Origin of the sequence: Cupriavidus yeoncheonensis (assembly GCF_905397275.1) — a bacterium.
Classification (GTDB): domain Bacteria; phylum Pseudomonadota; class Gammaproteobacteria; order Burkholderiales; family Burkholderiaceae; genus Cupriavidus; species Cupriavidus yeoncheonensis.
Window position 1 is genome coordinate 1 of sequence record NZ_CAJPUY010000043.1, and the last position, 26562, is coordinate 26562.

Here is a 26562-nt window from a genome sequence, read left to right on the forward strand (position 1 = left end):
GCGCGCCCGGGGGGTGAATACCCCGCCTGGCCCCCAACACCGACGCCATGCGGCCCGGCAACAGCCTTCCCTTCGGGTTCCATCCAGGCGTGGCGCATGCGTCGTTGCGGGCCTTGACCTTGGAATGACCAAGGCCGGCGGCCCGCGCCTAGCCTGCGCCACGCCTGGATGGAACGCGTCCCCTTCCTCATTCTGAAATGGGTTCTAAGCCATAAACGACGTCGTCGTGGGCGCCGGTCGGGCGCTCAGTGGTGCTTGTCCTCGCCGATCATGGCGAGCGAGTTGAAGGTGCGCACGTTGTACTTGTGCACCCGCATGACCAGCAGCATGGTGATGCAGATGAACAGGCCCAGCGCGACGATCACCAGGCCGATCGGCGCGTTCAGCTTGATCAGCAGCGCGTACAGGCAGAGCATCAGCAGCACGGAAACGTTCTCATTGAAGTTCTGCACGGCGATGGAGTGGCCGGCCGAGAGCAGCACGTGGCCGCGGTGCTGCAGCAGCGCGTTCATCGGCACGACGAAGTAGCCCGACATGGCGCCGACCAGCATCAGGAATACGTAGGCGATGGCCATGTACAGCGGCATGTGCATGCCCGCCACGTCCACCGTGAACTGAGGCATGGCGTCCTTGGTGTAGAACGCCATCAGCATCACGGTGGCGCCCATGGCCACGCCGAAGGGCAGTACCGACAGAGACTTGCGCAACGGAATGCGCGCTGCCGCCATGATGGCGCCGACGGCCACGCCCACGGCGACCACGGCCTGCAGCAGGGCGCCCTGCGACAGGTTCAGTCCCAGCGATTTTTCGGCCCACTTCAGCACGATGAACTGCAAGGTGGCGCCTACGCCCCAGAACAGCGTGGTCACGGCCAGCGAGATCTGGCCCAGCTTGTCGCGCCACAGCGCGACAAAGCAGTCGCCGAACTCGGCGATCAGCTTGACCGGGTTCTTTTCCTGTTGCGGGTAGCGGGCGCCGGTATCGGGAATGAACAGGTTGAAGATGGCGGCGATCACGTAGAACAGCATGATCACGACCATCGCGGCTTCGGCCGGCGTATTGATGCCCGTGTCGATGTGGGGGATATCAAAGCGCAGCAGGATCTGCGAAATATGCACCGAGATCAGCGCGCCGCCCACCACGGTGCCCAGGATGATCGAGCCCACGGTCAGCCCTTCGATCCAGCCGTTGGCCATCACCAGCTTTTCAGGGGGCAGCAGCTCGGTCAGGATGCCGTACTTGGCCGGCGAGTACGCGGCCGCGCCGAAGCCCACGATGCCATAGGCCAGCAAGGGGTGCAGCCCGAACATCATGATGGCGCAGCCCGCGATCTTGATGGCGTTGGTGATGAGCATCACCCGCCCCTTGGGCATGGAGTCGGCGAACGCGCCGACAAAGGCGGCCAGGATGACGTAGGAGAGAACGAAGAACAACTTGAGCAGCGGAGTCATCCACTGCGGGGAATGCAGCTCGGTGAGAAGGGCGATGGCGGCGATCAGGAGCGCGTTATCGGCCAGCGACGAAAAAAACTGCGCGGCCATGATGGTGTAAAAACCCTTCTTCATGCTTTCGACTTTGTCTCCAGCGCGTCCTTCGTGCGCTCTGGGAAGGGCTACGCCCACCGGCGTTGCCATGGTTTGTTGCAGGGGACCCTGAGCTGCGGCCGTGTCGAATTGTGCCGCATACGCCGCGCGTGAGCGCCGCGCCGCTTGCCTGACCGTCATTGACATATTGCGTAGCGTTTAGAACATGGCCTGAGCGTCCGGCTTTATATCACGAAAACACGACAATCCCGAATCCGCAAAGGCGCCAGTTTGACAGCGCAGACGCCCTGCGATTCCCCGGGATTTCCCGGTGGGCGCTCGCGAGTGTGTTCAAATAACGGTTGCGCATCGCTGGCCGAATACCGGGTCTTCCCTGATCTGGTGCGTGCCCATGCTGGACATGGCGCCCGACTCACACTGCGGCGCCTGGAAGGATTCTTCCAGAGGCGGCGATGCATGCCTTGCGAGATGTCACTTCATGCCAAGACCGATCCACGCCGTCATCCACCAACCCGCCATTGCGAACAACCTGGAGATCGCCCGCCGCCACGCCCCCGGTTCCCGCGTCTGGGCCGTGGTCAAGGCCAACGCCTATGGCCATGGACTGCGCCGTGTCTTTGCCGGCCTGCGCGCGGCCGATGGTTTCGGCCTGCTGGACCTGAATGAGGCCGTGCTGCTGCGCGACCTCGGCTGGCAGGGCCCGATCCTGCTGCTGGAGGGCTTTTTCCAGCCGCAGGACGTGCCGCTGCTGGAACAATACCGCCTTACCACCGCGATCCATTGCGAAGAACAGCTGCGGATGCTGGAGAGCGCACGGCCGAAAGGCCCGCTGGCGATCCAGCTCAAGCTCAATACCGGCATGAACCGCCTGGGCTTCCAGCCGTCGCAGTACCGCACCGCGTGGGAGCGCGCGCGGGCCATGCCGTGCGTGGGCAGCATCGTCCATATGACCCATTTCTCGGATGCCGACAGCACACGCGGCATCGCCCACCAGGTCGCGGCCTTCGACGCCGCCACCGCGAATCTGCCGGGCGAGGCCAGCCTGTCGAACTCGGCCGCGGTGCTGTGGCATCCCGAGGCGCACCGTGCGTGGGTGCGGCCCGGGATCATCCTGTATGGCGCCTCGCCCACCGGCCGCGAGGCCGACATTGCCGGTGTCGGCCTGCAGCCCGCCATGTCGCTGCACAGCGAACTGATTGCCGTGCAGGACCTGCAAGCCGGCGATACGGTCGGCTACGGCTCCATGTTCACCGCCGAGCGGCCGATGCGCATCGGCGTGGTGGCCTGTGGCTACGCGGACGGGTACCCGCGCCACGCCACCGGCTGGGGCGAGAACCGCGCGCCGGTGCTGGTCGATGGCGTGCGCACCGAACTGGTCGGCCGCGTTTCCATGGACATGCTGTGCGTGGACCTGGGGCCATGCCCGAAAGCCAGGGTCGGCAGCCCGGTCACGCTGTGGGGACAGGGCCTGCCGATCGACGATGTCGCCCAGGCCAGCGGCACGGTCGGCTACGAGCTGATGTGCGCGCTGGCGCCGCGCGTGCCGGCCTCCGTGGCCACCATCACCGCGTGGGACAGCGCCTCGCCACTGCTGGCCTGAACCCCGCAAGGATCACCCGTCCTGACGGCCGGCTGCCCAAGGTGGCCGGCCGCAGCGTTTGCGGCACTTACCCGTTTCCGGCACTTCTCAAGGATCTTTCGTTGGCCAAGACCAAGACCGTCTACACCTGTACCGAATGCGGCGGCAACGTGCCGCGCTGGGCCGGCCAGTGCCCGCACTGCCAGCAATGGAACACGCTGGTCGAGACCGTGGCCGAAGGCAGCAGTGCGGGCAAGCGCTTCCAGCCGCTGGCGGCGTCGGCCACGGTGCAGAAGCTTGCCGAGATCGACGCCGCGGACGTGCCGCGTTTTTCCAGCGGCATCGACGAGTTCGACCGCGTGCTCGGCGGGGGCCTGGTCGCGGGCGGGGTGGTGCTGATCGGGGGCGATCCCGGCATCGGCAAGTCGACGCTGCTGCTGCAGGCGCTCGCCAACCTGGCCGGGCAGCGACGCGTGCTCTATGTGAGCGGCGAAGAATCCGGCGCCCAGATCGCGCTGCGCGCGCAGCGCCTGGGTGTGGAGAGTCCGACGCTGGGCTTGCTCGCCGAAATCCAGCTCGAAAAGATCCAGGCCACGCTGGAGGCGGAAAGGCCCGAGGTGGCCGTGATCGACTCGATCCAGACGCTGTACTCGGAGGCGCTGACCTCGGCGCCGGGCTCGGTGGCCCAGGTGCGGGAATGCGCGGCGCAACTGACGCGGATTGCCAAAAGCAGCGGCACCACCATCATCCTGGTCGGCCACGTGACCAAGGAAGGCAACCTCGCCGGCCCGCGCGTGCTCGAGCACATCGTCGATACGGTGTTGTATTTCGAAGGGGACACGCATTCCTCGCACCGCTTGATCCGCGCGTTCAAGAACCGTTTCGGCGCCGTCAACGAACTGGGTGTGTTCGCCATGACGGAGCGTGGCCTGCGCGGCATCAGCAATCCGTCGGCGCTGTTCCTGTCGCAGCATGAAGAGACCGTGCCGGGCTCCTGCGTGCTGGTCACACAGGAAGGCACGCGCCCGCTGCTGGTGGAAGTGCAGGCGCTGGTCGATACCGCCAACGTGCCCAACCCGCGCCGCCTGGCCGTGGGCCTCGAGCAGAACCGGCTGGCCATGCTGCTGGCCGTGCTGCACCGGCACGCGGGCATTGCCTGCTTTGACCAGGACGTGTTCCTGAACGCGGTGGGCGGCGTGAAGATTACCGAGCCCGCGGCAGACCTGGCCGTGCTGCTGTCGATCCACTCGTCGATGCGCAACAAGCCGCTCCCGCGCGGCCTGGTGGTGTTTGGCGAAGTCGGCCTGGCCGGGGAAATCCGTCCCAGTCCGCGCGGCCAGGAACGGCTGAAGGAGGCCGCGAAGCTCGGCTTCACGCTGGCCGTGATCCCCAAGGCCAACGCGCCCAAGCAGAAGATCGACGGGCTCGACGTGATCGCGGTCGAGCGCATCGAGCAGGCCATTGATCGCGTGCGCCATCTCGACTGAACGATGGCCAACCTGATCGAGATCGAAACCGCGCGCCTGCGCCTGCGCCAATGGCGCGACGCCGACGATGCGCCGTTTGCCGCGCTGAACGCCGATGCCGAGGTCATGCGCTACTTTCCCGCGCCGCTGAGCCGCGCGGAAAGTGACGGTCTGGCGGCCCGCTGCCGCGAGAAGATCGACAGGCTCGGCTGGGGCTTCTGGGCTTGCGAGCGCAAGGCGGACGGCACGTTCATCGGCTTCGTGGGGCTCAACGTCCCTGCGGCGGCCTTGCCATTTTCGCCCTGCGTGGAGATCGGCTGGCGGCTGGCCCGGGAGGCTTGGGGGCAGGGCTTCGCTACCGAGGGAGCCCGCTCGGCGCTGGCCGTGGGCTTCGGGCAGCTGGGCCTGGAAGAGATCGTGTCGTTCACCGCGCTGGGCAACCAGCGCTCGCGCGCGGTGATGGAACGTCTGGGCATGCATGAGGATGCGTTGGGGTTCGAGCACCCCGCGCTGCCGGAGGGCCATCCGCTGCGGCGCCATCGCCTTTACCGCTTGCCGCGGGCCGACTGGGAGGCCGGGGCGCACCGTCCTGGCTGAGCCCGTGGGCAACCTGCGGCAATCCGCCACATGACGCAAGCCGGCGTTTCCGCTCATCCGCCAGTCGGCAAGCAGGGGAGATTCCGCAAAATCGGTAATAATGCCGACCAGCAGCCGGAGGGCCCTGCGCCGGCAACCTGGCAACAGAGATCCCGATCCGTTCATCGTTCATGCAAGCCCATCGTTTATGCAAGCCAACTCCCGCGCCTATTTCCTGCTGATCGCCATCATCTCTTTCGGGATGGTTGGCTTTGCGCTCTACCTGCAGTTCGAAAAGGGCTACCAGCCTTGCCCGCTATGCATCATGCAGCGCTTCGCCTTTATCGGCATCGGCTTGTTCTCGCTGCTCGCGGCCATTGCGCAGAACACGCGTTCGCTGTGGCAGGGGCTGGGCATGCTGTCCGGCGTCGGCGGCATTGCCGTGGCCGTGTACCACGTGTCGCTGCTGCTGAACCCCAAGGCGAGCTGCGGCATCGACCCGCTCGAAAACTGGGTTAATGCCTTGCCGACCGCCAAGGTGCTGCCGCAGCTGTTCTATTCGGACGGCCTGTGCACGGCGCCGCTGCCGCCGGTGCTGGGCCTGTCGGTGCCGGCCTGGTCGCTGATCTGGCTGTTCATCCTGACGCTGACGCTGGCGGTGGGGTTGATCCGGCGCGAGAAGAATTACCGCTGAGGGAAACAAAATAAACCGGCGCACAAGGCGCCGGTTTTTCCTTGCACCCAGACCTTCGGCAAGGTGGGTGCCACGTAGGGGACCCGAACCCCTACACAATCTGCTCGATCTGTTCCTGCAGTTCCAGCCATTTCTCTTCAAGCGTCTCGAGTTCGCCATTGACCTCGCCCTGGCGCTTGAGCATTTCCATCAGCTTCGACTTGTTGGCCTCGGCATAGCTGGTCTCGTCGGCCATGAACTGGTCGATCTCGGCCTTGGCAGGCTGCAGCACCGCCATGCGCTTCTCCACCTTTTCCAGCTCCCTGGTGAGGGGCTTGCGCAGTTGCGCCAGGCGCTGGCGCTCGTCGGCTTCGGCGCGGCGCTGGTCCTTGCGGTTGACCGCGGCCGACGCGCCGCCCGATTCCGCCTGGTGTGCGGCCACGGCGGCGTTGCGCTTGGCGGCGGCCTGCTGCAGCAGCCAGTCGCGGTAGTCGTCGAGGTCGCCGTCGAACGGCTTGATGGTGCCGTCGGCGACCAGCATGAACTGGTCGGCGGTGGCGCGCAGCAGGTGCCGGTCGTGCGAAACCAGGATCAGCGTGCCTTCGAATTGCGCCAGCGCCATGGTCAGCGCCTCGCGCGTGTCGAGGTCCAGGTGATTGGTCGGTTCGTCGAGCAGCAGCAGGTTGGGCTTCTGCCAGACGATCAGCGAGAGCGCCAGCCGGGCCTTCTCGCCGCCCGAGAACGGCTCGATCGGCGCGGTCGCCATGTCGCCGCGGAAGTTGAAGCTGCCGAGGAAATCGCGCAGTTCCTGCTCGCGCGTGTCCGGCGCGAGCCGGGCCAGGTGCTGCAGTGGCGAGTCATGGTCGCGCAGCGTCTCCAGCTGGTGCTGGGCGAAGTAGCCGATCTGCAGCCCCTTGCCCAGGCGCAGGTTGCCCGTGAGCGGATCCTGCGTCCCCGCGAGGGTCTTGACCAGCGTTGACTTGCCCTGGCCGTTGGCGCCCAGCAGGCCGATGCGCTGGCCGTTCTGGATCGACAGCGCCAGCCTGTGCAGGATGGTCACCGGCGGATCGGCCTCGGCATAGCCGCAGTCGACGCCGTCCAGCACCATCATCGGATTCGGGGCGGCATCCGGTTCGCGGAACTCGAACGCGAAGCCGGCCGCGACGTGGACCGGCGCCAGCCGCTCCATCTTCTCGAGCGCCTTGACGCGGCTCTGCGCCTGGCGCGCCTTGGTCGCCTTGGCCTTGAAACGCGTGATGAACGATTCGAGATGCGCGATTTCCTTCTGCTGGCGGACATAGGCCGACTGCTGCTGCGCCATCTGCTGCAGGCGCAGGGTCTCGAACAGCGTGTAGTTGCCGCCGTAGCGGCGCAGCTGCTGGTTCTCGATATGGACCGTGACGTTGCAGATCGCGTCCAGGAATTCGCGGTCGTGCGAGATCATGACCAGCGTGCCCGGGTAGCGCGCCAGCCAGTCTTCGAGCCAGACGATGGCGTCCAGGTCCAGGTGGTTGGTCGGTTCGTCGAGCAGCAGCAGGTCGGACGGGCACATCAGCGCCTGGGCCAGGTTCAGGCGCATGCGCCAGCCGCCCGAGAACGACGACACCGGCTGCGAGACCTGCGCCAGCGTGAAGCCCAGGCCCAGCAGCAGCGCTTCGGCACGCGCCGGCGCGGTGTAGCCGTCGGCGTCGGCAAAGCCCGCGTGCGCCTCGGCCTCCGCACTGCCGTCGCCGACAGCCTGGGCTTCGGCGATGGCCGCTTCGATCTCGCGCAGGCGCGTGTCGCCGTCGATCACATAGTCCACCGCGCTGCGGGCGACCGCTGGCGTTTCCTGCGCCACGTGGGCGATGCGCCACTGCGCGGGCACGACCAGGTCGCCGCCGTCCGGATGCAGTTCGCCGCGCAGCATCGCGAACAGGGTGGACTTGCCGCTGCCGTTGGCGCCGACGAGGCCCACGCGCTCGCCCGGGTTGAGCGTCACGCTGGTGTGGTCGAACAGCACCTTGGTGCCGCGCTGGAGGACAAGCTGGTCGATTCGGATCACGAGGAAGGCAGGAACGTCGGTAACGGAGGCAAACGGCGGAAAGTGGCGCGAAAAAGCGCGCGCTGCAGCCGGCTTGGGGCGCTGGCCGGCATTGTAGCGTTTCCTGCCGGTAGCGCCCGCCCGGATGGCGGCGAAGCCTAGGGATTACCCTTGAACAATGAAAACTATGTTTTCTTGTTCCGCGTCTGCGTGTAAATTAATTTTCATTGCAGACCCTGTGGCCGATGCCTGTTTTCACATCGGCCCGTTCCCGACACCCATGCCGGACGGCACCTCGATTTCCGATCGCATTGCACGAAGCCTGCCCGCGCTGACGCCCGCGCACCAGCGCATGGCCGAGTACGTGCTCGCCAATCCGTTCCGCGCGGCCACCATGCGCATCGACGAATTTGCGGCCGCGGTACAGGTGTCGGTGGCGACGGCCAACCGCTTTGCGCGCGCGCTGGGGTTTGACGGCTATCCGCAGTTTCGCGCGGAACTGGTGCGCGGCTTCGAGGCGACGCTGGCGCCCGTGGAGCGCCTGCGTTCCGAGCTGGAGCGCCCGGCCACGGCCGCGGAAGCCTTCGCCGCATCGCTGGATGATGCCGCCGCGAATCTCGAGGCCACGCGCCGTGCGCTGGACGCGGATGCCTGCGAACGTGCGGTTTCCGCGATTCTTGCCGCGGAGCGTGTCTATATCGCCGGCTTCGGTGCGAGCGGCTACCTGGCGGGCCTGCTGCAGCACGGGCTGGAAATGCACTGCCGCGTGGTGACTTCGGTGGCCGGTGCGGGTGGAGCGTCGCACGCGGCGCGCCAGCTGTTCAAGCTGAGCCCCGACGATCTCGTGATCGCCATTGCCTTTCCGCGCTATGTGTCCGACACCGTGATGCTGGCCCAGCGCGCCAAGGCAAGCGGCGCGCAAGTGCTGGCGCTGACCGACGGCCCGACCTCGCCGCTGGCGCCGATCGCCGACATCGCGCTTTACGCGCAGGCGGCCAACCGGTTGTCCGCCAACTCCGACGCCACGGTGCTGGCGCTGATCGAAGCGCTGTGCGGTGCCGTGGCGCACCGGGCCGAACGCCCGGTCAAGGCCGCTGCCGAAATGACCGAATTCCTCCTGCCCTGGCTGTACGGCGCCAATGCCGGCAACGGCAACGGCGCCGGCACGCCGGCAGGGCAGCCGCTGGCGCAAGCCGGCGGCGAAGACAAGCCCGGCGCCGCGCGCCGCCACTCTTCCAAGCATCCGAAAGCGTAGCTTCCCATGAACCAAGCAGTCATTGCCATCCACGGCGGCGCCGGCACGATCACGCGCGACGCCATGGACCCCGCCCGCGAACGCGAATACACCGAGGCGCTGGAACAGGTGCTGCTGGCCGGCCAGCGCGTGCTGGCCAGCGGCGGCACCGCCGTCGACGCGGTGACCGAAGCCGTGCGGCTGCTGGAAGAGTGCCCGCTGTTCAACGCCGGCAAGGGCGCGGTGCTGACGCATGCCGGGACCTACGAACTCGACGCCGCCATCATGGATGGCGCGACGCTCGGTGCCGGCGGGGTGGCGTGCGTGACGCGGCTGCGCAACCCGGTGCTGGCCGCGCGCGCGGTGATGGACCACAGCGAGCATGTGCTGTTCGCGGGAGAGGGCGCCGAAGCCTTTGCCCAGGCACATGGGCTGGAACTGGTTTCGCGCGACTACTACTACACGCAAGCCCGCTACGAGCAATGGGAGCGCGCCCGCGCGGTGCAGGGCATGGCGCTGCTCGATCATGACGCGGCCACGCTGGCCGCGCGCGCGCTTGCCGGCAAGGCCGATCCGATCGATCCGGACAGCAAGTTCGGCACGGTGGGCGCCGTGGCCTGCGACAGTTTCGGCAACCTGGCCGCGGCAACGTCCACGGGCGGTGTCACCAACAAGCAGGCGGGCCGCGTGGGCGATACGCCGCTGATCGGCGCCGGCTGCTACGCCGATGACGTGGCAGCCATTTCCGCCACGGGTACCGGCGAAATGTTCATCCGCGCCGTGGCCGCGCACGATGTCTCGGCGCAGATGCGCTATGCCGGCCTGTCGCTGGAAGAATCCGCGCGCCGCGTGGTCATGGAAAAGCTGCCCGCCATCGGCGGCCGTGGCGGCCTGATCGCGGTGGACCGCGCCGGCAACGTCACGCTGCCGTTCAACACCGAGGGCATGTACCGCGGCTTTGCCCGCGCCAGCGGCCCGGTGAGCGTGTCGATCTACGGCTGACGCGCGCCGTTCGCTTTCAGCAATTCCCGCAGCAATCCAAGGGGTGCCAGTGGCTGAACTCTCTTCTCAAGCAAACATCGTGCTGCCGCCGCAGCGCGTGGTGTCGGTGGACGGCCTGACCGTCCGCTTTGCCACCTCGGAACGTACGGTCGAAGCCGTGCGCAACCTGTCCTTCCACGTGGACCGTGGCGAGACGCTGGCCGTGGTCGGCGAATCCGGCTCCGGCAAGTCGGTGACCTCGCTGGCGCTGATGCGGCTGGTGGAGCATGGCGGCGGCAAGATCGTGTCGGGTAGCATGGCGCTGCGCCGGCGCGGTGGCGAGATCATCGACCTGGCCCGCGCCGGCAACGCTACGCTGCGCAGCGTGCGCGGCGCGGACGTGGCGATGATCTTCCAGGAGCCGATGACTTCGCTCAACCCGGTGTTCCCGGTGGGCGAGCAGATCGCGGAATCGATCCGCCTGCACCAGGGCAAGAGCCGCTCCGCCGCCCGTGCCGAGGCACTGCGCATGCTGGAACTGGTGCGCATTCCGGAAGCGAAGCGCGTGCTGGACCGCTTTCCGCACCAGTTGTCCGGCGGCATGCGCCAGCGCGTGATGATCGCCATGGCACTGTCGTGCAAGCCCGCACTGCTGATTGCCGATGAGCCCACCACCGCGCTGGATGTGACCATCCAGGCCGAGATCCTGCAACTGATCCGCGGCCTGCAGGCGGAAATGCACATGGGCGTGGTCTTCATCACGCACGATATGGGCGTGGTGGCCGAAGTGGCCGACCGCGTGCTGGTGATGTACCGCGGCGAAAAAGTGGAAGAGGGCGGTTCGGATGAAGTGTTCCGCGCCCCGGCCCATCCTTATACGCGCGCGCTGCTGTCGGCCGTGCCGCGGCTTGGCGCCATGCAGGGCACCGACCTGCCGGCCAAGTTCCCGCTGCTGCAGCTTGGCGATGCCGCACCCGAGCCCGTGGCGCCGCAGGACACCGTGTCCACCGAAGCCACGCCGATCCTGCGCGTGCGCGATCTGGTGACGCGCTTCGACGTGCCGGGCGGCCTGTTCGGCCGCGTCGCGCGGCGCGTCCATGCGGTGGAGAAGGTCAGCTTCGACCTCTACCCGGGCGAGACGCTGGCGCTGGTCGGCGAATCGGGTTGCGGCAAGTCGACCACCGGCCGCTCGCTGCTGCGCCTGGTGGACAGCCAGAGCGGCACCATCGAGTTCGCGGGCCAGAACATCAGCCAGATGCATGGCCCGGCGCTGCAGCACTTGCGGCGCAATATCCAGTTCATCTTCCAGGACCCGTTCGCCTCGCTCGACCCGCGCGTCCCGGTCGGCTACTCGATCATGGAGCCGCTGCAGGTGCACAAGGTGGCAAGCGGCAAGGTGGCCGAGCAGCGCGTGGCATGGCTGCTGGAGAAGGTGGGGCTGGAGGCTTCGCATGCGGCGCGCTATCCGCACGAGTTCTCGGGCGGCCAGCGCCAGCGCATCTGCATCGCGCGCGCGCTGGCGCTCAACCCCAAGGTGGTGGTGGCCGACGAGTCGGTGTCCGCGCTGGATGTGTCGATCCAGGCCCAGATCGTCAACCTGATGCTGGACCTGCAGCGCGAGCTGGGCATTGCCTTCCTGTTCATCTCGCACGACATGGCGGTGGTGGAGCGCGTGAGCCATCGCGTCGCGGTGATGTACCTGGGCCAGATCGTCGAGATCGGCCCGCGCCGCGCGATCTTCGAGAACCCGCAGCACCCGTACACGAAGAAGCTGATGGCGGCGGTGCCGATTGCCGATCCGGCGCGCCGTCACCTGCGGCGCGAACCGCTTTCCGATGAAATCCCCAGCCCGATCCGCGCGGTCGGTGACGAGCCGGTGGTGCAGCCGCTGGTGGCCGTTGCCGGCAGCGGGGAGAGCGGCCATTTTGTTGCCCGGCACGCCATCGGCGGCGCCTACTGAAACTAAGGTTAATCCAAGGAGAATCGCTATGTCTGCACGGATGGTTTCGCCCAGGCTGCTGGCCGGGTTGCTCGCGGTTGGCGCCATGGGCGCACTGGCGGCCGGTCCTGCCTTTGCCGCCAAGGACGCGGTAATGGCCGTGGCTTCCACGTTCACCACGCTGGACCCGTACGACTCGAACGACACGCTCTCGCAGGCCGTGTCCAAGAGCTTCTACCAGGGGCTGTTTGGTCTGGACAAGGACATGAAGCTGGTCAACGTGCTGGCCGAGAGCTATGACGTCAGCAAGGACGGCCTGATCTACACCATCAAGCTGAAGAAGGGGATCAAGTTCCACGACGGCACCACGTTCGACGCCGCTGCGGTCAAGGCCAACCTGGACCGCGTGATCAACCCGGCCAACAAGCTCAAGCGCTACACGCTGTTCAACCGCGTGGCGAAGACCGATGTGGTGGACAGCAGCACCGTGAAGATCACGCTGAAGGAGCCGTTCTCGCCCTTCATCAACGTGCTGTCCCATCCCTCTGCCGTCATGATCTCTCCTGCCGCACTGCAGAAGTACGGCAAGGAGATCGCCTTCCATCCGGTCGGCACCGGCCCGTTCGAGTTCGTGGAATGGAAGCAGCCCGACCACCTGAAGGGCAAGAAGTTTGCGGGCTACTGGAAGACGGGCTACCCGAAGATCGACACCATCACCTGGAAGCCGGTGGTGGACAACAACACGCGCTCGGCCGTGATGCAGACGGGCGAGGCGGACTTCGCCTTCAGCATTCCGTTCGAGCAGGCGGCAGTGCTCAAGAACAGCCCGAAGGCGGACCTGATCGCGGCGCCGTCGATCATCCAGCGCTATCTGTCGCTGAACACCATGGTCAAGCCGTTCAACGACCCCAAGGTGCGCCAGGCCATCAACTACGCCATCAACAAGGATGCGCTGGCCAAGGTGGCCTTCGCCGGCTACGCGGTGCCGGCCGAGGGCGTGGTGCCGCCGGGCGTGGATTTCGCCGAGAAGCTGGGCCCGTGGCCGTATGACCCGGCCAAGGCACGCGCACTGCTGAAGGAAGCGGGCTACCCGAACGGCTTCGAGACCACGCTGTGGTCGGCCTACAACCACACCACCGCGCAGAAGGTGATCCAGTTCGTGCAGCAGCAGCTGCAGCAGGTCGGCATCAAGGCCAGCGTGCAGGCGCTGGAAGCCGGCCAGCGCGTGGAGAAGGTGGAGAGCGTGCAGAAGCCGGAAGACGCCGGCGTGCGCATCTACTACATCGGCTGGTCGTCGTCGACAGGCGAGTCCGACTGGGCGCTGCGTCCGCTGCTGGCCTCGGAGTCGATGCCGCCGAAGCTGCTGAACACCGCGTACTACAAGAACGACCAGGTCGACGCCGACATCGCCGGTGCGCTGCGCACCACCGATCGCGCGGAAAAGGCGAAGCTGTACAAGGACGCCCAGGAACGCATCTGGAAGGACGCGCCGTGGGCCTTCCTGGTGACCGAGAAGGTGCTGTTCGCACGCAGCAAGCGGCTGACCGGCGCTTACGTGATGCCGGACGGCTCGTTCAATTTCGACGAGATCGATATCAAGCAGTAATCGAGCAGTAACGAGCCGCAATCAGGCCAATCAAGCAGCAGGCGCGTGGACATTGCCACGCAAGCCGAGCAGCAAGCCGAGTGTGCCCGCCTGTCCCCGTTGCGGGGGCGTGGCGGGCACCCCGCGGCCTTTTCCTCTGAAGCGTCATGCTGAACTACTTCCTCAAACGATGCCTGGGCGTGATCCCCACACTGCTGATCGTGGCGGTGCTGGTGTTCCTGTTCGTCCACCTGCTGCCCGGCGACCCTGCGCGGCTGGCGGCGGGCCCGGAGGCCGACGAAGCGACCGTCGATCTGGTGCGCAAGGACCTGGGCCTGGACAAGCCCATGCCCCAGCAGTTCGTGCACTTCTTCTCGAACGCCATCCGCGGCGAGTTCGGGCATTCGCTGCGCACCAAGCGCCCGGTCAGCGAAGAGATCGGCGACCGCTTCATGCCGACGCTGTGGCTGACCGTGGCATCGATGGTCTGGGCCGTCGTGTTCGGCATGGTGATCGGCATCTGCTCGGCGGTCTGGCGCAATCGCTGGCCTGACCGCCTGGGCATGACGCTGGCCGTGTCCGGCATCTCGTTCCCGGCATTTGCGCTGGGCATGCTGCTGATGGAAGTGTTCTCCGTGCAGCTCGGCTGGCTGCCGTCGATCGGCGCCGAGAGCTGGAAGCACTACGTGCTGCCGTCGCTGACACTGGGCGCGGCCGTGGCGGCGGTGATGGCACGCTTCACGCGCGCCTCGTTCGTCGAGGTGCTGCAGGAAGATTTCGTGCGCACGGCGCGTGCCAAGGGCGTGCGCGAAACCGTGGTCGTAGCCAAGCACACGCTGCGCAACGCCATGATCCCGGTCGTGACCATGATGGGCCTGCAGTTCGGCTTCCTGCTGGGCGGCTCGATCGTGGTGGAGAAGGTCTTCAACTGGCCGGGCCTCGGGCGCCTGCTGGTCGATGCCGTGGAGATGCGCGACTACCCGGTGATCCAGGCCGAGGTGTTGCTGTTCTCGCTCGAATTCATCCTGATCAACCTGGTGGTGGACCTGCTCTACACCGTGATCAACCCAACCATCCGCTACAAGTAAGAGAGGGAGGCCGGCATGACCGAGATTTCCACGCCCGCCGCCAGCCCGGCAGCCGCGCCAGCCGCGGCGCCGCAGGCCGTGCGTACGCCCTGGAGCGAGTTCTGGCGCAAATTCCGCAAGCAGCACCTGGCGCTCGGCGCCGGCGCGTTCGTGCTGCTGCTGATCGTGGTGGCGATCCTGGCACCGCACCTGGTGCCATTCGACCCCGAGAATTTCTTCGACTACGACGCGCTCAATGCCGGCCCGTCCGCGGCCCACTGGATGGGCGTGGACTCGCTCGGGCGCGACATCTTCAGCCGCATCCTGGCTGGCACGCGCATCTCGCTGGCGGCGGGCTTCCTGTCCGTCATCATCGGCGCCGTGATCGGCACGGCGCTGGGGCTGCTGGCCGGCTACTACGAAGGCTGGTGGGACCGCATCGTGATGCGCATTTCCGACGTGCTGTTCGCGTTCCCGGGCATCCTGCTGGCGATCGGCATCGTGGCGATCCTCGGCAACGGCATGGTCAACGTGATCTTCGCCGTGGCGATCTTCAGCATTCCGGCCTTTGCACGCCTGGTGCGCGGCAATACGCTGATGCTCAAGCGCCTGACCTATGTGGAGGCCGCGCGCAGCATCGGCGCGTCGGACTGGACCATCCTGATGCGGCATATCCTGCCGGGCACGGTGTCGTCCATCGTGGTGTATTTCTCGATGCGTATCGGCACGTCGATCATCACCGCGGCGAGCCTCTCGTTCCTCGGGCTGGGCGCACAGCCGCCCACGCCGGAGTGGGGCGCCATGCTTAACGAGGCACGCGCCGACATGGTGACGGCCCCGCACGTCGCGATCTTCCCGAGCCTGGCCATTTTCCTGACGGTGCTGGCCTTCAACCTGCTCGGCGACGGCCTGCGCGACGCGCTCGATCCCAAGATCGACCGGCGCTGAGGCGGCACGGAGATGGAACAGGTGACTCCACCGGTCATCGGCACGCTGCCCGCCGGCGCGCGCAACAGCATCGCGGACGTGGCCGGCGTGACGGTCGGGCATTGCACGCTGGACCAGGGCGATCTGCAGACCGGCGTGACGGTGGTGCGCCCGCACGCCGGCAATCCCTACCTGCAGAAGGTGCCGGCCGCCTGCGCCGTGATCAACGGCTTTGGCAAGAGCGTAGGACTCGTGCAGGTGGAAGAACTGGGCGTGCTGGAGACGCCGGTTGCGCTGACCAACACGTTCGCCGTCGGCGCCGTGGCGCAGGCGCAGATCCGCGAGGCCATCGCGGCCAATCCGGAGATCGGCCGGACGCTGCCGACGGTCAACCCGCTGGTGTTCGAGTGCAATGACGGTTACCTGAACGATATCCAGGCCATGGCGGTCAACGGGGGCCACTATGAGGCGGCCTGCACTGCCGCCGGTCCGGACGTCGAGTCCGGCGCGGTCGGGGCCGGACGCGGCATGTCGGCGTTTGGCGTCAAGGGTGGCATCGGCACGGCATCGCGGCTGGCCGGCGGGTATTGCGTGGGCGCGCTGGTGCTGGCGAACTTCGGCACGCCGGAATCTCTCGTCGTGGCCGGCAGGCATGTCGGCAGCGAACTTGCCGCACGGCTGGCGGCGCCGGCGCCGGAGCCCGAGAAGGGCTCGATCATCATGATCGTGGCCACCGACGCGCCGCTGGACGCGCGCCAGTTGCGCCGGCTGGCGCTGCGTGCCGGCGCGGGTCTGGCGCGCACGGGTTCGGTGTACGGGCACGGTTCGGGCGATATCGCACTGGCGTTTTCGAACGCGTACACCGTGCCGCACCATGCCACCGAGCCGATGCCTGCGGTGGCGCTGCTGCACGAAAGCCGCCTGGACCCGCTGTTCCGCGCGGCCGCCGACAGCGTCGAACAGGCCATCCTTCACGCACTGTGGCACGCCGTGACGCTCCGGGGCCGTGATGGCCACGCGCGGCAGGCGTTGCTGGACGTCATGCCCGAACTGCGCAATCCGACATGAAGCTGCTGATTTCCACAGATATCGAGGGCATTGCCGGCGTCTTCCACGCCGAGCAGACCCGAGCCGGCAACGGCGAGTATGAGCGCGCGCGCGCCTGGATGACGGGCGAGGCCAATGCCGCCGTGCAGGGCGCCTTCGAGGCCGGTGCCACCGAGGTGCTGGTCAATGACTCGCACGGCGGCTTCCGCAACCTGTTGCCAGACCAGCTCGATCCGCGGGCGCAGCTGGTGTTGGGCAAGCCGCGCTACCTCGGGATGATGGCCGGGGTGGAAGCGGGCTGCGACGGCGTGTTCATGATCGGCTACCACGGCCGCGCGCAGAGCCGGAGTGTGCTGGCGCATACGATCAACAGCAGCGCCTTCGCACGGGTGTGGCTGAACGGGCAGGAGTATGGCGAGGCCGGGCTTTACGCTGCGCTGGCCGGCGAGTTCGGCGTGCCGGTGTTGATGGCGAGCGGCGATGATGTGTTCATCGACGAGACCCGTCCGCTGATGCCGTGGGTGCGCTATGTGCAGACCAAGTCCGCGGGCGGCTTCGGCAGCGGCAGCACGCTTGCGCCGGCGGCGGCGCGCGATGCCATCCGCGCCGCGGCCGCGCTGGCCGTGCGCGAACGGGCCGCGGCCCGCGCGTTCCGGATCGATGCTCCGGTGCACTGCCGGCTCCAGACCCAGACGCCCGCGCACGCGGACCTGTTCTGCCAGTGGCCGGCGCTGGAGCGCTTAGACGGCGTCACGCTGGCGTTCCCGGCGGACTCGGTGCAGTCGGCCGTGCGCATGCTGAACTGCCTGTCGGCGATGTCGTTCATGCTGAAATAGCGGAACTGGCCGGTCGCTGCGCGATCGGCGACAATAGCCGGTTCGGCGCGGCCCGGTCGGTCTATCGGCCGGGCGGTCTTCACCCGCCATACCGCCATACCGCTATCACGCAGACACATGACCCAGGCACAACACGGGGGCTGGATTCCCGTACGCAAGGACTTCGTCGACCTGGACACGCGCTGCCACGCGCGCGGGACGACGGGGCGGCACCATGGCTTTCCCGATGGCCGGGCCTACATCCTGCGTGATGCGCAGGGCCATGAGTACCCGTTCGGTGAAACCTGCGCCCGGGCCGCCTTGCTCCATCCCAGCCTGCTCGCGCAAGTGCCGGACTATACCGAGCGCGACATGGTGCGCCAGGCGGAGGCGCTGGATGCATCCCTCGCCGCTGCCAGCGTGCCGCGCCGCCGGCCCACCGTCGCGCAGCGCGACGCCGCGCAACGCCTGGCGGCCATCCGCTACCTGGTGCTGCGCATGGAGAAGGTCGCGGCGGTGCCGCGCGTCCAGCCCACGGTGCGCTTTGCGCCACTGCAGGATGTCTATGAGCAGTTCCAGCGTACCGGCGACATGAGCCGGGCCCAGGTGGCCCGCATTCTCGCCATCGAGAAGAGCCCCACCACGCCGCCGCGCCTCAAGGCCACCAACTTGCTGGATGTCTACACCGCCCACGTCAAGCTGGAACGGCTGATCGCGGCCTCCAACCGGCTCGACAACATCCGCTTCCTGCGCAGCCTGCATGACTGGCTGGCGCGCCAGCTCGTGCTGTCGGCCGCGCAGATCGCCGCCGCGGGCATTGAAATGCATCCGCAGGCATTCAGTTCGCCCGGGATCTGGGGGCCGGACGACGCCCGGCCTGGCGAGGGCGGGCAGCTGTTCTGACGCACTGCACGTTGGCAAGGCCGGACGATTTGGCGTCTAATGCCACCATCTCCGTTCGCGAGGGGCAGTCGCCATGGGCCAGGTTTCGGGTTGCTTCGCCACCAGTTATGCCGAGGCACGGCAGAAGTTCCTGGCCGCCGCGCGTGCCGCCGGCGCAACACTGGCCGAGTTTCCCCATCCGACCCGGCGCGGTAGCGCCGGCGAGGACCTTGCCATGGATGTTGCGTGGGTCGGGCCCGCCGACGCTCGCCGCGTGCTGATGGTGAGTTCCGGGGTGCATGGCGTGGAAGGCTTCTGCGGCTCCGGCGCGCAGGTGGCCTTGCTGGCCGATGCGGTACTGCTGGCCGACTGCGCCGAGGCGCGCCTGGGCCTGCTGCTCGTGCACGCCGTCAATCCCTATGGTTTTTCCCATCTGCGCCGGGTCAATGAGGACAACGTCGACCTGAACCGCAATTTCATGGATTTCGCGCAACCGCTGCCGGACAACGCGCCGTATGCGGAGATTGCGCCGATGCTGGTGCCCGCGCACTGGCCGCCGTCCGGCGCGGAGCAGGCACAGTTCATGAAGGCCGTGGCGGAAAAAGGCATGGACTGGTACCAGACTGCGGTCAGCGGTGGCCAGTACCAGGATCCGCGCGGCCTGTTCTATGGCGGCAGCAAGGAAACGTGGAGCAACTACACGCTGCGGCGCGTGCTGGCGCGCTTTGGCAGCGGACGCAGCAGCCTGCGCTGGATCGACATCCATACCGGCCTGGGGCCATGGGGCTATGGCGAGCCCATCTGCATGGGACCCGACGAAGTCGAGCAACTCAGGCGGACCCGCGCCATCTGGGGCAACGAGGTGACGTCGATCCATGACGGCTCGTCCAGTTCGGCCCGGCTCACCGGGCTGGCCTGGCAGGCGGTGCCGGGCACGCTGCCCGATACCGACTATGCGGGGATCGCGCTGGAGTTCGGCACGCTGCCCGTTGCGGAAGTCCTTGACGCGCTGCGCGGCGACCACTGGCTCCACCTCCATCCGGAGGCCGATGAAAACCAGCGCACGCTGGTCAGGCAGGCCATGTGGCGGGCTTTCTATGGCGATGCCGACGACTGGCGCGCGGGTGTGGTCGAGCAGGTGACCGAGGCGATCCGCAAGGCCATGCGCACGCGATAGCCGCCCAATCACGTGGGGCCCCGAAGGAGTCGCCGAAGGAAGTCGCGTCCTTATCCAAACGCTGCGCGCAAGCACGCCAAATGCGCTGGCTACCCATTAGGGTGGTGCGCGGCAGTCGCACGCCTGTCATTGTGAAGCCACGGTCTCCGCTTGCCAGTCTGGCATCCGCAGGCTGGCCGGGAATCCCCCGGAGCATCGATTGACCTGGCAAATGGCAGGAGTCATCACATGGAAACCCCTAGCCCCAGCGGAAATCCCTTGCAGGATCTTTCCGCCAACCTGGCTGCCATCGCCGAGCGCGTTGGCCAGAGTGTCGTCGCGGTCCACGGGCGGCATCGCTTTCCCTCCAGTGGCGTCATCTGGAAACCCGGCGTGGTGGTCACGGCGGCGCATACGGTCAGGCACGAGGACGGCATTGAAGTCGCCCTGGCCGATGGCCGAACCGTGGCGGCCGTCCTGGCGGGACGGGACCTTGGCACCGACCTGGCCGTACTGAGGCTCGATGGCGTGGAGCTGAGTCCGGTCGAGACCGGCGATGCCCGCTCCCTCAAGGCAGGCCATCTGGTGCTCGCGGTGGCGCGCGTGGACCGGCTCGGCACCAGCGCAGATTTCGGCATCGTCGGCACTGCCGGCGGTCCATGGCGCAGCTGGCGAGGCGGGCAGTTCGACGCCTTCGTGCGGCTGGACGGCGGCCTGCGCCCCGGTTTCTCCGGTGCGGCCCTGACGGATATGCAGGGGCGGGTCATGGGCCTGTGCACATCGGCGCTCGTGCCTGGCGCTGGCGTTCTGATTCCGGCAGCGACGGTGGCGCGCGTGAGCGGCGAACTGCTAAGCAAGGGACGTGTGTCGCAGGGTTACCTTGGCGTGGGCACGCAGCCGGTGAACCTGTCGGAGGCCTCGGTGACGAAGCTGAATCTGACATCCGGTCGCGGGCTGCTGGTGGTTTCGCTTGCGGCAGGCGGGCCCGCGGAGCAAGCCGGGGTGCTGATCGGGGATGTGCTGATCGAACTGGATGGCAAGCCGTGCCGCGACATGGACGACGTGCATGCCGCACTTGGCGGCGACCGTATCGGACAGTTGTTGAAGATCGGGCTGATCCGGGGCGGCGAGCGCAACGAGTGCTCGGTCACGGTGGGCGAACGCCAGCAACGGAATTCGTGCCACTGAGATATTTGCAAGCCGCCGCATGTCGGGTGCCGAGACAAAACCGATGAGCCCGGTCAGGGTCGCCGTCGTCGCCGCCTCGCCGCAAGCGCGTGCAAACCTGCAGGCGCTTGTGGATGCAGAGCCGGCGCTGGATTTCGCAGGCAGCGCGGCCGACGCCGCAACGATCGCTGATCACCTTGCCGGCGAATTGCCGGATGTGGTCCTGGTCGAACTGGAGCCGCAGGCCGACGATTTGCCGATGCCAGCGCCGGCGCCGGAGGCGAACCGCGGTCCCGCAACGCCGGCGCTGGTTCTGCTCACCGACGAGGCGGACGGCGTCTGGATCCATGAGGCGTTGACAGGCGGCGCCACGGCGTTGCCGCCGCGCAGCGCCACGCCCGGCGAAATCATCGCCGCGATCGGCGCCGTGGCAGCGGGCCTTTGCGTGCTGTCCCCGGAGATCCTCCTCAGGCTGCTGGCGCAGCGCAAGGCGCCTCGCGAGATGGCATCGGCGGCGCTTGTCGAAATGCTCACCCCACGCGAGATTGAAGTGCTGACCATGCTCGCCGAAGGGCTTGGCAACAAGGAGATCGGGCGCCACCTCAACATCTCGGACAACACGGTGAAGTTCCACCTCTCCTCCATTTTCGGCAAGCTCGGCGCAAGCAGCCGCACCGAGGCCGTCATGCAGGGCATGCGACACGGCCTCATCATGGTGTAGCCGGAAATCAGGCCGATGAGACGGCGTAGCCAGGAAGACAGCGCGTCCTATGCTTAACGGGCCCGCCCCTCATGAGTCGTGCTTGTGCCTGTGGATCGACGTTACCGACTCCACATCCAGGTCGAAGAACGGGCTGTCTGGCGGAGGCGGTGGCATTCCGGCGCCCCAACTGGCGATGGCAAGCTTGATGTACTCGGCCATCTGATCGTCGGAAACGTCCCTGGGTTGGTCGATGGTGACGACATAGCGGCGATTGCTCATGATGGAATCCCCCTGTCTATGTGGCATGGGCCTTGAGCAGCCATTCGGAGATACCTGCTGAAACGCTGTCGGATGTACCGCAGATCGCATTTTTGCGGTCAGGGATCTACCAGCACCGAATTCCTTCCGGGTTTCGCTGCCAGCCGGCAGCCCCCTTAAACCCGGCGCCCGTGTGATGCCATCGTCGGATGAGCCGGTGCGCCGTCGGCTGCTTTCGGGTGCATATCAGGCTTAGTTCAGTATAGGCTTCGAGAGGTTTTCACCGGTCGACTGAGGACGGCGTTCACAGGACAATCCAATCCGATCGGCAGTCGCCAGCGCCTCCATCACTCAGATATTGGCCTGCTCGCACCACTTCACCACCGCATCCCGAAAATCCTGGCAGATCGGCGACAGATAGCCGTCCGCGCGCCAGAAGATCTCCAGTTCGTGCTGCCACGCCATGCCGGGGCCCTCGATCGCTTCGAGACCCTGTCCTTCGGCCTGCTTGAGAATGCGCGGCGGCATGATGCCGAGCAGGTCCGAATGGCGCAGCAACTCGCCGAACGCTACCGGCGATGCCGTGCTTTCCACGGCCACGCGCGGGGGCGGCAGGCCTACGGCGGTGAAGCGCTCCTCAAGCCATTGCCGCAGGTAGAGCGAACTCGCGGGAACGGCCCAGCGTTCTTCGGTCAGGTCCGCCAGCGTATGGAACCGCGCGCGGCGCGGATGCTCGCTGCGCGCCACGATCTGCATCGTCAGCGGGCCCAGCGGCAGCCCACGCACATCTTCCGGCACGGTGGTGGGACGCGCGGCCAGGATGAGGTCGACGTCGCCGTTCTGCAGCACCGCCAGCAAGCGGGCGCTCAGATGGGTTTCGATCGAGAACACGGCCAGCGGCCGGCTCACGAAGAACTGCGCCAGCAACGGCGAGAGCAGCGACGGCACCAGATACGGGATGGCACCGAGCCGTACCGTGCCAGACCTGGCAACACGCTGTTCGGCCAGTTCCTGCCGCATGTCGCTGGCGGCCAGCGAGATCCGCCGCGCATGCGCATGCACGGTCTTGCCCACGCTGGTCAGGACGAGCCCGCGCGGGGTGCGCTCGAAAAGCGGCATGCCGGCCTCTGCCTCCAGCCGCGCCAGCGTCTTGGACAGGCCGGACTGCGTCACGCCCAGCGCGGTGGCGGCGCGGTGCAGGTTGGCATGCTGGGTCACTACCAGGAAGGCTTCCAGGTCCTCGAATCGCATCGCGTCGGCTGGCGGGCGCAAGAGTGGGGTCGGGGCATTGTATAGCAGCCATTGGCGGCCCATTCCCGCACTTCCGCACTTCCGCACTTTCCCGCCGGGAATCGCGCCGGTACTGGCGGGAATCGCGCGCGCCCGGCGGCTGCCATAGACTGCGGCCAAGGCGCCGACAGGCCATGCACAAAAAAAATCGGGCGCCATACACAGGAGACAAGCCAATGCAGAACCCATCCGCCGCACGCGGCGCGCGCCTGCGTGCCGCCCTGCTGGGCGTCATGCTGAGCGCCGCGACCGCGACCGCCGCCATGGCGGCAGACACCGAGGCATATCCGTCGCGGCCACTGACCATCGTGGTGCCGTCCGTGGCCGGCAACGTCAACGACGCCGTGGCCAGGCTGATCGGGCAGGAGCTGACCAGGACCTGGAACCAGCCCGTGATCGTCGAGAACAAGCCCGGTGCCGGCACGACCACGGGCACCAAGTACGTCGCCCGGGCGGACAAGGACGGCTACACCGTGCTGCTGACCTTCACCGCGCACGTCCAGAACCCCTCGCTGTACCAGCGCATCGGCTACGACCCGATCGCCGATTTCGCGCCGGTGAGCGAGGTGGCCGTTTCCTACACCGTGCTGGCGGTGTCGTCGGATTTCCCGGCGCGCACGCTGAAGGAGGTGGTGGCACTCGTCAAGGCCAATCCGGGCAAGTATCCGTATGGCTCCTACGGCGCCGGCACCACGGGCCATATCCTGGGCGAGCTGTTCAAGCGCGAGGCCGGGCTGGACATGACCCACGTGGCGTACAAAGGCGGCGCACCGCTGGTGACGGACCTGGCTGCGGGCCATGTGAAGATCGGCCTCGTGCCGGTCGGCACGGCCATGTCGCTGCTGCAGAGCGGCAAGATCATCCCGGTCGCACTGGCCGGTGCCGAGCGTTCGGCGCTGCTGCCCAATGTGCCGACATTCCGCGAGGCCGGCTACAAGGGCTTCGAGCCCGATGCGTGGATGGGCCTGATGTTCCCGGCGGGCGTGCCCAAGGCGCGCGTCGATGCGCTCTCGCGCGAGGTCGCGCGCATCGTGCGGATGCCGGAGGTGTCGAAGCGCATGAAGGACCTGAACCTGGTGCCGGTCGGCAATTCGCCGGAAGCGTTTGCCGCGGTCATGAAGAGCGACCAGGACAAATGGAGCCGCATCATCCGCGACGTCGGCATCGCGATGGAATGAGGGAGGCTAGAGCACGGTATGAGCGATTACCTTGGACTGGTGTGCTCGCGCTGGTGTCACTGGAGCGAGCTGGAACTGCAGCGTATCGAGCGGCGGCCGCTGGCGCCGGGCCAGGTGCGCATCCGCGTGCGGCACGCGGGCGTGGGCTTTGCGCTGAGCCTGTTCGTGTCGGGCAAGTACCAGCGCAAGCCGCCGCTGCCGTTCACGCCGGGCACGGAGGCCGCGGGCGAGATCATCGAAGTGGCGCCCGACGTGACCCGTCTGCGGCCCGGCCAGCGCGTGGCCGCCGCGCTGGACTGGGGCGGCTTCGCGCAGGAAGTGGTGACCACGGCCGATACCGTCTACCCCGTGTCCGATGGACTGGACCTGGCCAGCGCCGCGGCCTTGCCCGTCACCTACGGCACCGTCTGGGCCGCGCTCGCGTGGCGCGCAGCGCTGCAGCCCGGCGAGGCCATGCTCGTGCATGGCGCGAGCGGCTCGCTGGGGACGGCGGCGGTGCAGGTGGGCCACCTGATGGGCGCGCGCGTGATCGCCACGGCCAGCACCGAGGCCAAGCGCGCAGCCGCCGTGCGCAATGGCGCCGCGCATGCGCTGCCGTCCGATCCGCAGGCGCTGGCAGCCGCAGTCAAGGCGCTGTGCCCGCCCGGCGGCGTGGACGTGGTGTTCGACCCGGTCGGCGGCGATCTCTTCGATGCCTCGTTGCGTTGCGCGGCACCGGGTGCGCGCCTGCTGTCGATCGGCTATGCGAGCGGTCGCATTCCGGAGGTGCCCGCCAACCTGCTGCTCGTCAAGAACCTGTCGATGATCGGCTTCAACTACGGCTACTACATCGGCTGGGGCCTGACCGACGAGCGCAGCCGCTTCGCGCCACAGGTGCAGGACGTGGTGGGCAAGATCATGCAGGCCGTGGCGCGCGGCGAGATGCCGAAGCCGGTGCTGCAGCATTTTGGGCTGCACCAGTGGCTCGAGGCCGTCGACACCACCATGTCGCGCCGCGCGATCGGCAAGGTCATGCTCGACATGCCGTGACGCGGCGGCGCAACCAGCGAAACGACCAGCGAAACGACCAGCGAAACGATAAACGGGAGACAGACATGAACCAGACCCCCGCGGCAGCCTCCGCGCCCGATGACGAGCCGATGCTCGCCGGCCTGACCGTGCTGGACCTGAGCCAGGGCATTGCCGGCCCGTACTGCGGCCTGATCCTGCGCCAGCAGGGCGCGCGCGTGATCAAGGTCGAGCCGCCCGCCGGCGACTGGGGCCGCCAGATGGGCCGCGCGCGCGAAGGGATGACCGCGATTGCCATCGCGTACAACGCCGGCAAGGAAAGCGTGGTGCTCGATACGCGCACCGAAGCCGGCCGGACTGCGCTGCGCAGGCTGGCCGGGCAGGCCGACGTGGTCATCCAGAACTATCGCCCCGGCGTGGCCGAGCGCATGGGCGTGGGGTATGAAGCGCTGGCGGCGCACAATCCGGCGCTGGTCTATGTCTCGATCACCGGCTACGGGCAGGACGGTCCGCTGGCGGCTTTGCCGGCCGTCGATACCACCATCCAGGCCTTCAGCGGCCTGATGCACGTGAACCGCGACCCAGCCGGCCAGCCGCGCCGCATTGGCTTCTTCCTGGTGGACCTGAGCACTGGCCTGTACGCGGCGCAGCATGCGTCGGCGGCGCTGTTCCGCGCGGCGCGCAGCGGCAAGGGGCGGCATGTGCGGATGTCGCTGCTGGAGGCCAGCGCGGCCTTGCAGTCCTACCTGATGCTCGACGATGCCATGTTCCCGGGTGCCGAGCTTGCCGCCGCTAACGCACCCACGGGCTTGTTCCAGGCGGCTGATGGCGCGCTCTATGTGAGCATGCTCAACGACGCCATGTTCGTGCGGCTGGCGACTGTGCTCGGCTTTGACGACTGGCTCGCCGATGCGGGCCTGCGCACCAGCGCGGGCCGCCTGCCGCGCGCGGCCGAACTGTGCCAGCGCCTGGCCGCCGCGCTGGCGCAGCAGCCGCTGGCGCACTGGGAGTCGGTCTTTACCGGGAACGATGTGCTGTTCGGACGCGTCAGCCATCCGCGCGAGATGCTGGCCAGCGAGCAGTGCGCGCAGGCGGGCGTGTTCGGCAATGTGGCGCAGGCCGGGATCGGCCAGTTGCCGTGGGCGAACCTGCCGGGGCTGGCGGGAACCGTGCGGCCGCATGGCCCGGCCCCGCTGCTCGGGGAGCACACGGCATCGGTGCTTGCCGAGTTCGGCATTGCGGCCTAGAGAAAAGGGTTCTGTGCTGGATTTCGGGGAATGAGTCGTGATGGGGGTGTCGTTCTTTGCAGACGCTGCCGTTTTTTTTGGCATGGCCGGTTGGGTTTTGATTGGTTTGTCGTGCTTGACATGCGCTGCCGTTTCGCCGGCGTAGCCGGCGACCTACTTATATGAACGCGCTCCGGTTTGCAAGGCAAGTTGAGCATGAGGCATCGAACGGTTGGTT

Annotated in this window: 23 protein-coding genes; 19 read left to right on the plus strand and 4 right to left on the minus strand. The window is 67.4% G+C overall.

Features of this window, described 5'->3' with window-relative positions; translation table 11 throughout:
- Positions 1 to 245: 245 nt before the first annotated feature.
- On the minus strand, positions 246 to 1565 hold the full coding sequence (lplT, locus tag KHO22_RS31440) for a lysophospholipid transporter LplT (RefSeq protein ID WP_211951102.1): 1320 nt from the start codon (positions 1563 to 1565) through the stop codon (positions 246 to 248).
- A gap of 457 nt (positions 1566 to 2022) precedes the next feature.
- Between lplT and alr the strand changes: the two genes are divergently transcribed.
- The 4 genes from alr to KHO22_RS31460 all read left to right on the plus strand — a co-directional run bounded on the left by alr (position 2023) and on the right by KHO22_RS31460 (position 5859).
- Positions 2023 to 3144, plus strand: a complete 1122-nt coding sequence (gene alr, locus KHO22_RS31445) for an alanine racemase (RefSeq protein ID WP_211951103.1) — start codon at positions 2023 to 2025, stop codon at positions 3142 to 3144.
- 101 nt (positions 3145 to 3245) lie between these two features.
- Positions 3246 to 4610: a DNA repair protein RadA gene (radA, locus tag KHO22_RS31450; RefSeq protein WP_211951104.1), complete on the plus strand. Its 1365-nt coding sequence runs from the start codon at positions 3246 to 3248 to the stop codon at positions 4608 to 4610.
- A gap of 3 nt (positions 4611 to 4613) precedes the next feature.
- Positions 4614 to 5186 (plus strand): GNAT family N-acetyltransferase, encoded by a 573-nt coding sequence (locus KHO22_RS31455; protein WP_211951105.1) that lies wholly within the window; start codon positions 4614 to 4616, stop codon positions 5184 to 5186.
- Between the two features lie 187 nt (positions 5187 to 5373).
- Positions 5374 to 5859 carry a disulfide bond formation protein B gene (locus tag KHO22_RS31460; RefSeq protein ID WP_211951106.1) on the plus strand — a complete coding sequence of 162 codons (486 nt, stop codon included), beginning with the start codon at positions 5374 to 5376 and terminating at the stop codon, positions 5857 to 5859.
- Positions 5860 to 5950: 91 nt separating this feature from the next.
- On the opposite strand, the gene KHO22_RS31465 is transcribed toward KHO22_RS31460, so the two are convergent.
- The gene (locus KHO22_RS31465) at positions 5951 to 7882 is read right to left on the minus strand and encodes an ATP-binding cassette domain-containing protein (protein WP_211951107.1); all 1932 of its coding nucleotides are present in this window, start codon (positions 7880 to 7882) and stop codon (positions 5951 to 5953) included.
- Between the two features lie 259 nt (positions 7883 to 8141).
- Between KHO22_RS31465 and KHO22_RS31470 the strand changes: the two genes are divergently transcribed.
- The 12 genes from KHO22_RS31470 to KHO22_RS31525 all read left to right on the plus strand — a co-directional run bounded on the left by KHO22_RS31470 (position 8142) and on the right by KHO22_RS31525 (position 21382).
- Positions 8142 to 9116 carry a MurR/RpiR family transcriptional regulator gene (locus tag KHO22_RS31470; protein WP_211951123.1) on the plus strand — a complete coding sequence of 325 codons (975 nt, stop codon included), beginning with the start codon at positions 8142 to 8144 and terminating at the stop codon, positions 9114 to 9116.
- A gap of 6 nt (positions 9117 to 9122) precedes the next feature.
- A complete protein-coding gene (locus tag KHO22_RS31475) occupies positions 9123 to 10097 on the plus strand; it encodes an isoaspartyl peptidase/L-asparaginase family protein (RefSeq protein WP_211951108.1) in 975 nt (324 codons plus the stop codon).
- Positions 10098 to 10146: 49 nt separating this feature from the next.
- On the plus strand, positions 10147 to 12036 hold the full coding sequence (locus KHO22_RS31480) for a dipeptide ABC transporter ATP-binding protein (RefSeq protein WP_211951109.1): 1890 nt from the start codon (positions 10147 to 10149) through the stop codon (positions 12034 to 12036).
- Between the two features lie 28 nt (positions 12037 to 12064).
- Complete coding sequence (gene gsiB / locus KHO22_RS31485) at positions 12065 to 13621, plus strand: glutathione ABC transporter substrate-binding protein GsiB (RefSeq protein ID WP_211951110.1); 1557 nt, start codon at positions 12065 to 12067, stop codon at positions 13619 to 13621.
- A 146-nt stretch (positions 13622 to 13767) separates the two neighbouring features.
- Positions 13768 to 14688, plus strand: coding sequence for a glutathione ABC transporter permease GsiC (gsiC, locus tag KHO22_RS31490; protein WP_211951111.1), 921 nt, complete (start codon positions 13768 to 13770; stop codon positions 14686 to 14688).
- Between the two features lie 15 nt (positions 14689 to 14703).
- Positions 14704 to 15615, plus strand: coding sequence for a glutathione ABC transporter permease GsiD (gene gsiD, locus KHO22_RS31495; protein ID WP_211951112.1), 912 nt, complete (start codon positions 14704 to 14706; stop codon positions 15613 to 15615).
- Between the two features lie 12 nt (positions 15616 to 15627).
- A complete protein-coding gene (locus tag KHO22_RS31500; RefSeq protein WP_211951113.1) occupies positions 15628 to 16662 on the plus strand; it encodes a DmpA family aminopeptidase in 1035 nt (344 codons plus the stop codon).
- Positions 16659 to 17477 (plus strand): M55 family metallopeptidase, encoded by an 819-nt coding sequence (locus tag KHO22_RS31505; protein ID WP_211951114.1) that lies wholly within the window; start codon positions 16659 to 16661, stop codon positions 17475 to 17477. The genes KHO22_RS31500 and KHO22_RS31505 overlap by 4 nt, the downstream gene beginning before the upstream one ends.
- 117 nt (positions 17478 to 17594) lie before the next feature.
- Entirely contained in the window at positions 17595 to 18359 is a 765-nt protein-coding gene (locus KHO22_RS31510) for a hypothetical protein (RefSeq protein ID WP_211951115.1), read from the plus strand.
- A 73-nt stretch (positions 18360 to 18432) separates the two neighbouring features.
- Complete coding sequence (locus KHO22_RS31515) at positions 18433 to 19515, plus strand: M14 family metallopeptidase (RefSeq protein WP_211951116.1); 1083 nt, start codon at positions 18433 to 18435, stop codon at positions 19513 to 19515.
- A gap of 228 nt (positions 19516 to 19743) precedes the next feature.
- Complete coding sequence (locus KHO22_RS31520; RefSeq protein ID WP_211951117.1) at positions 19744 to 20682, plus strand: S1C family serine protease; 939 nt, start codon at positions 19744 to 19746, stop codon at positions 20680 to 20682.
- Positions 20683 to 20701: 19 nt separating this feature from the next.
- Positions 20702 to 21382 (plus strand): response regulator transcription factor, encoded by a 681-nt coding sequence (locus tag KHO22_RS31525; RefSeq protein ID WP_230427108.1) that lies wholly within the window; start codon positions 20702 to 20704, stop codon positions 21380 to 21382.
- Between the two features lie 69 nt (positions 21383 to 21451).
- Here KHO22_RS31525 and KHO22_RS31530 read toward each other — a convergent pair whose 3' ends face one another.
- Together KHO22_RS31530 and KHO22_RS31535 are read right to left on the minus strand one after the other, a co-directional pair.
- Positions 21452 to 21643: a hypothetical protein gene (locus KHO22_RS31530; protein WP_211951118.1), complete on the minus strand. Its 192-nt coding sequence runs from the start codon at positions 21641 to 21643 to the stop codon at positions 21452 to 21454.
- Between the two features lie 330 nt (positions 21644 to 21973).
- Positions 21974 to 22873: a LysR family transcriptional regulator gene (locus tag KHO22_RS31535; protein WP_211951119.1), complete on the minus strand. Its 900-nt coding sequence runs from the start codon at positions 22871 to 22873 to the stop codon at positions 21974 to 21976.
- 215 nt (positions 22874 to 23088) lie between these two features.
- Here KHO22_RS31535 and KHO22_RS31540 point away from each other — a divergent pair, with 215 nt between their 5' ends.
- From KHO22_RS31540 to KHO22_RS31550, 3 genes are all read left to right on the plus strand, one after another.
- Positions 23089 to 24090 (plus strand): Bug family tripartite tricarboxylate transporter substrate binding protein, encoded by a 1002-nt coding sequence (locus KHO22_RS31540; protein ID WP_211951120.1) that lies wholly within the window; start codon positions 23089 to 23091, stop codon positions 24088 to 24090.
- Positions 24091 to 24108: 18 nt separating this feature from the next.
- Positions 24109 to 25119: an NADPH:quinone oxidoreductase family protein gene (locus tag KHO22_RS31545; RefSeq protein ID WP_211951121.1), complete on the plus strand. Its 1011-nt coding sequence runs from the start codon at positions 24109 to 24111 to the stop codon at positions 25117 to 25119.
- 65 nt (positions 25120 to 25184) lie between these two features.
- Positions 25185 to 26345 (plus strand): CaiB/BaiF CoA transferase family protein, encoded by a 1161-nt coding sequence (locus KHO22_RS31550; RefSeq protein ID WP_211951122.1) that lies wholly within the window; start codon positions 25185 to 25187, stop codon positions 26343 to 26345.
- The last annotated feature ends 217 nt before the right edge of the window (positions 26346 to 26562 follow it).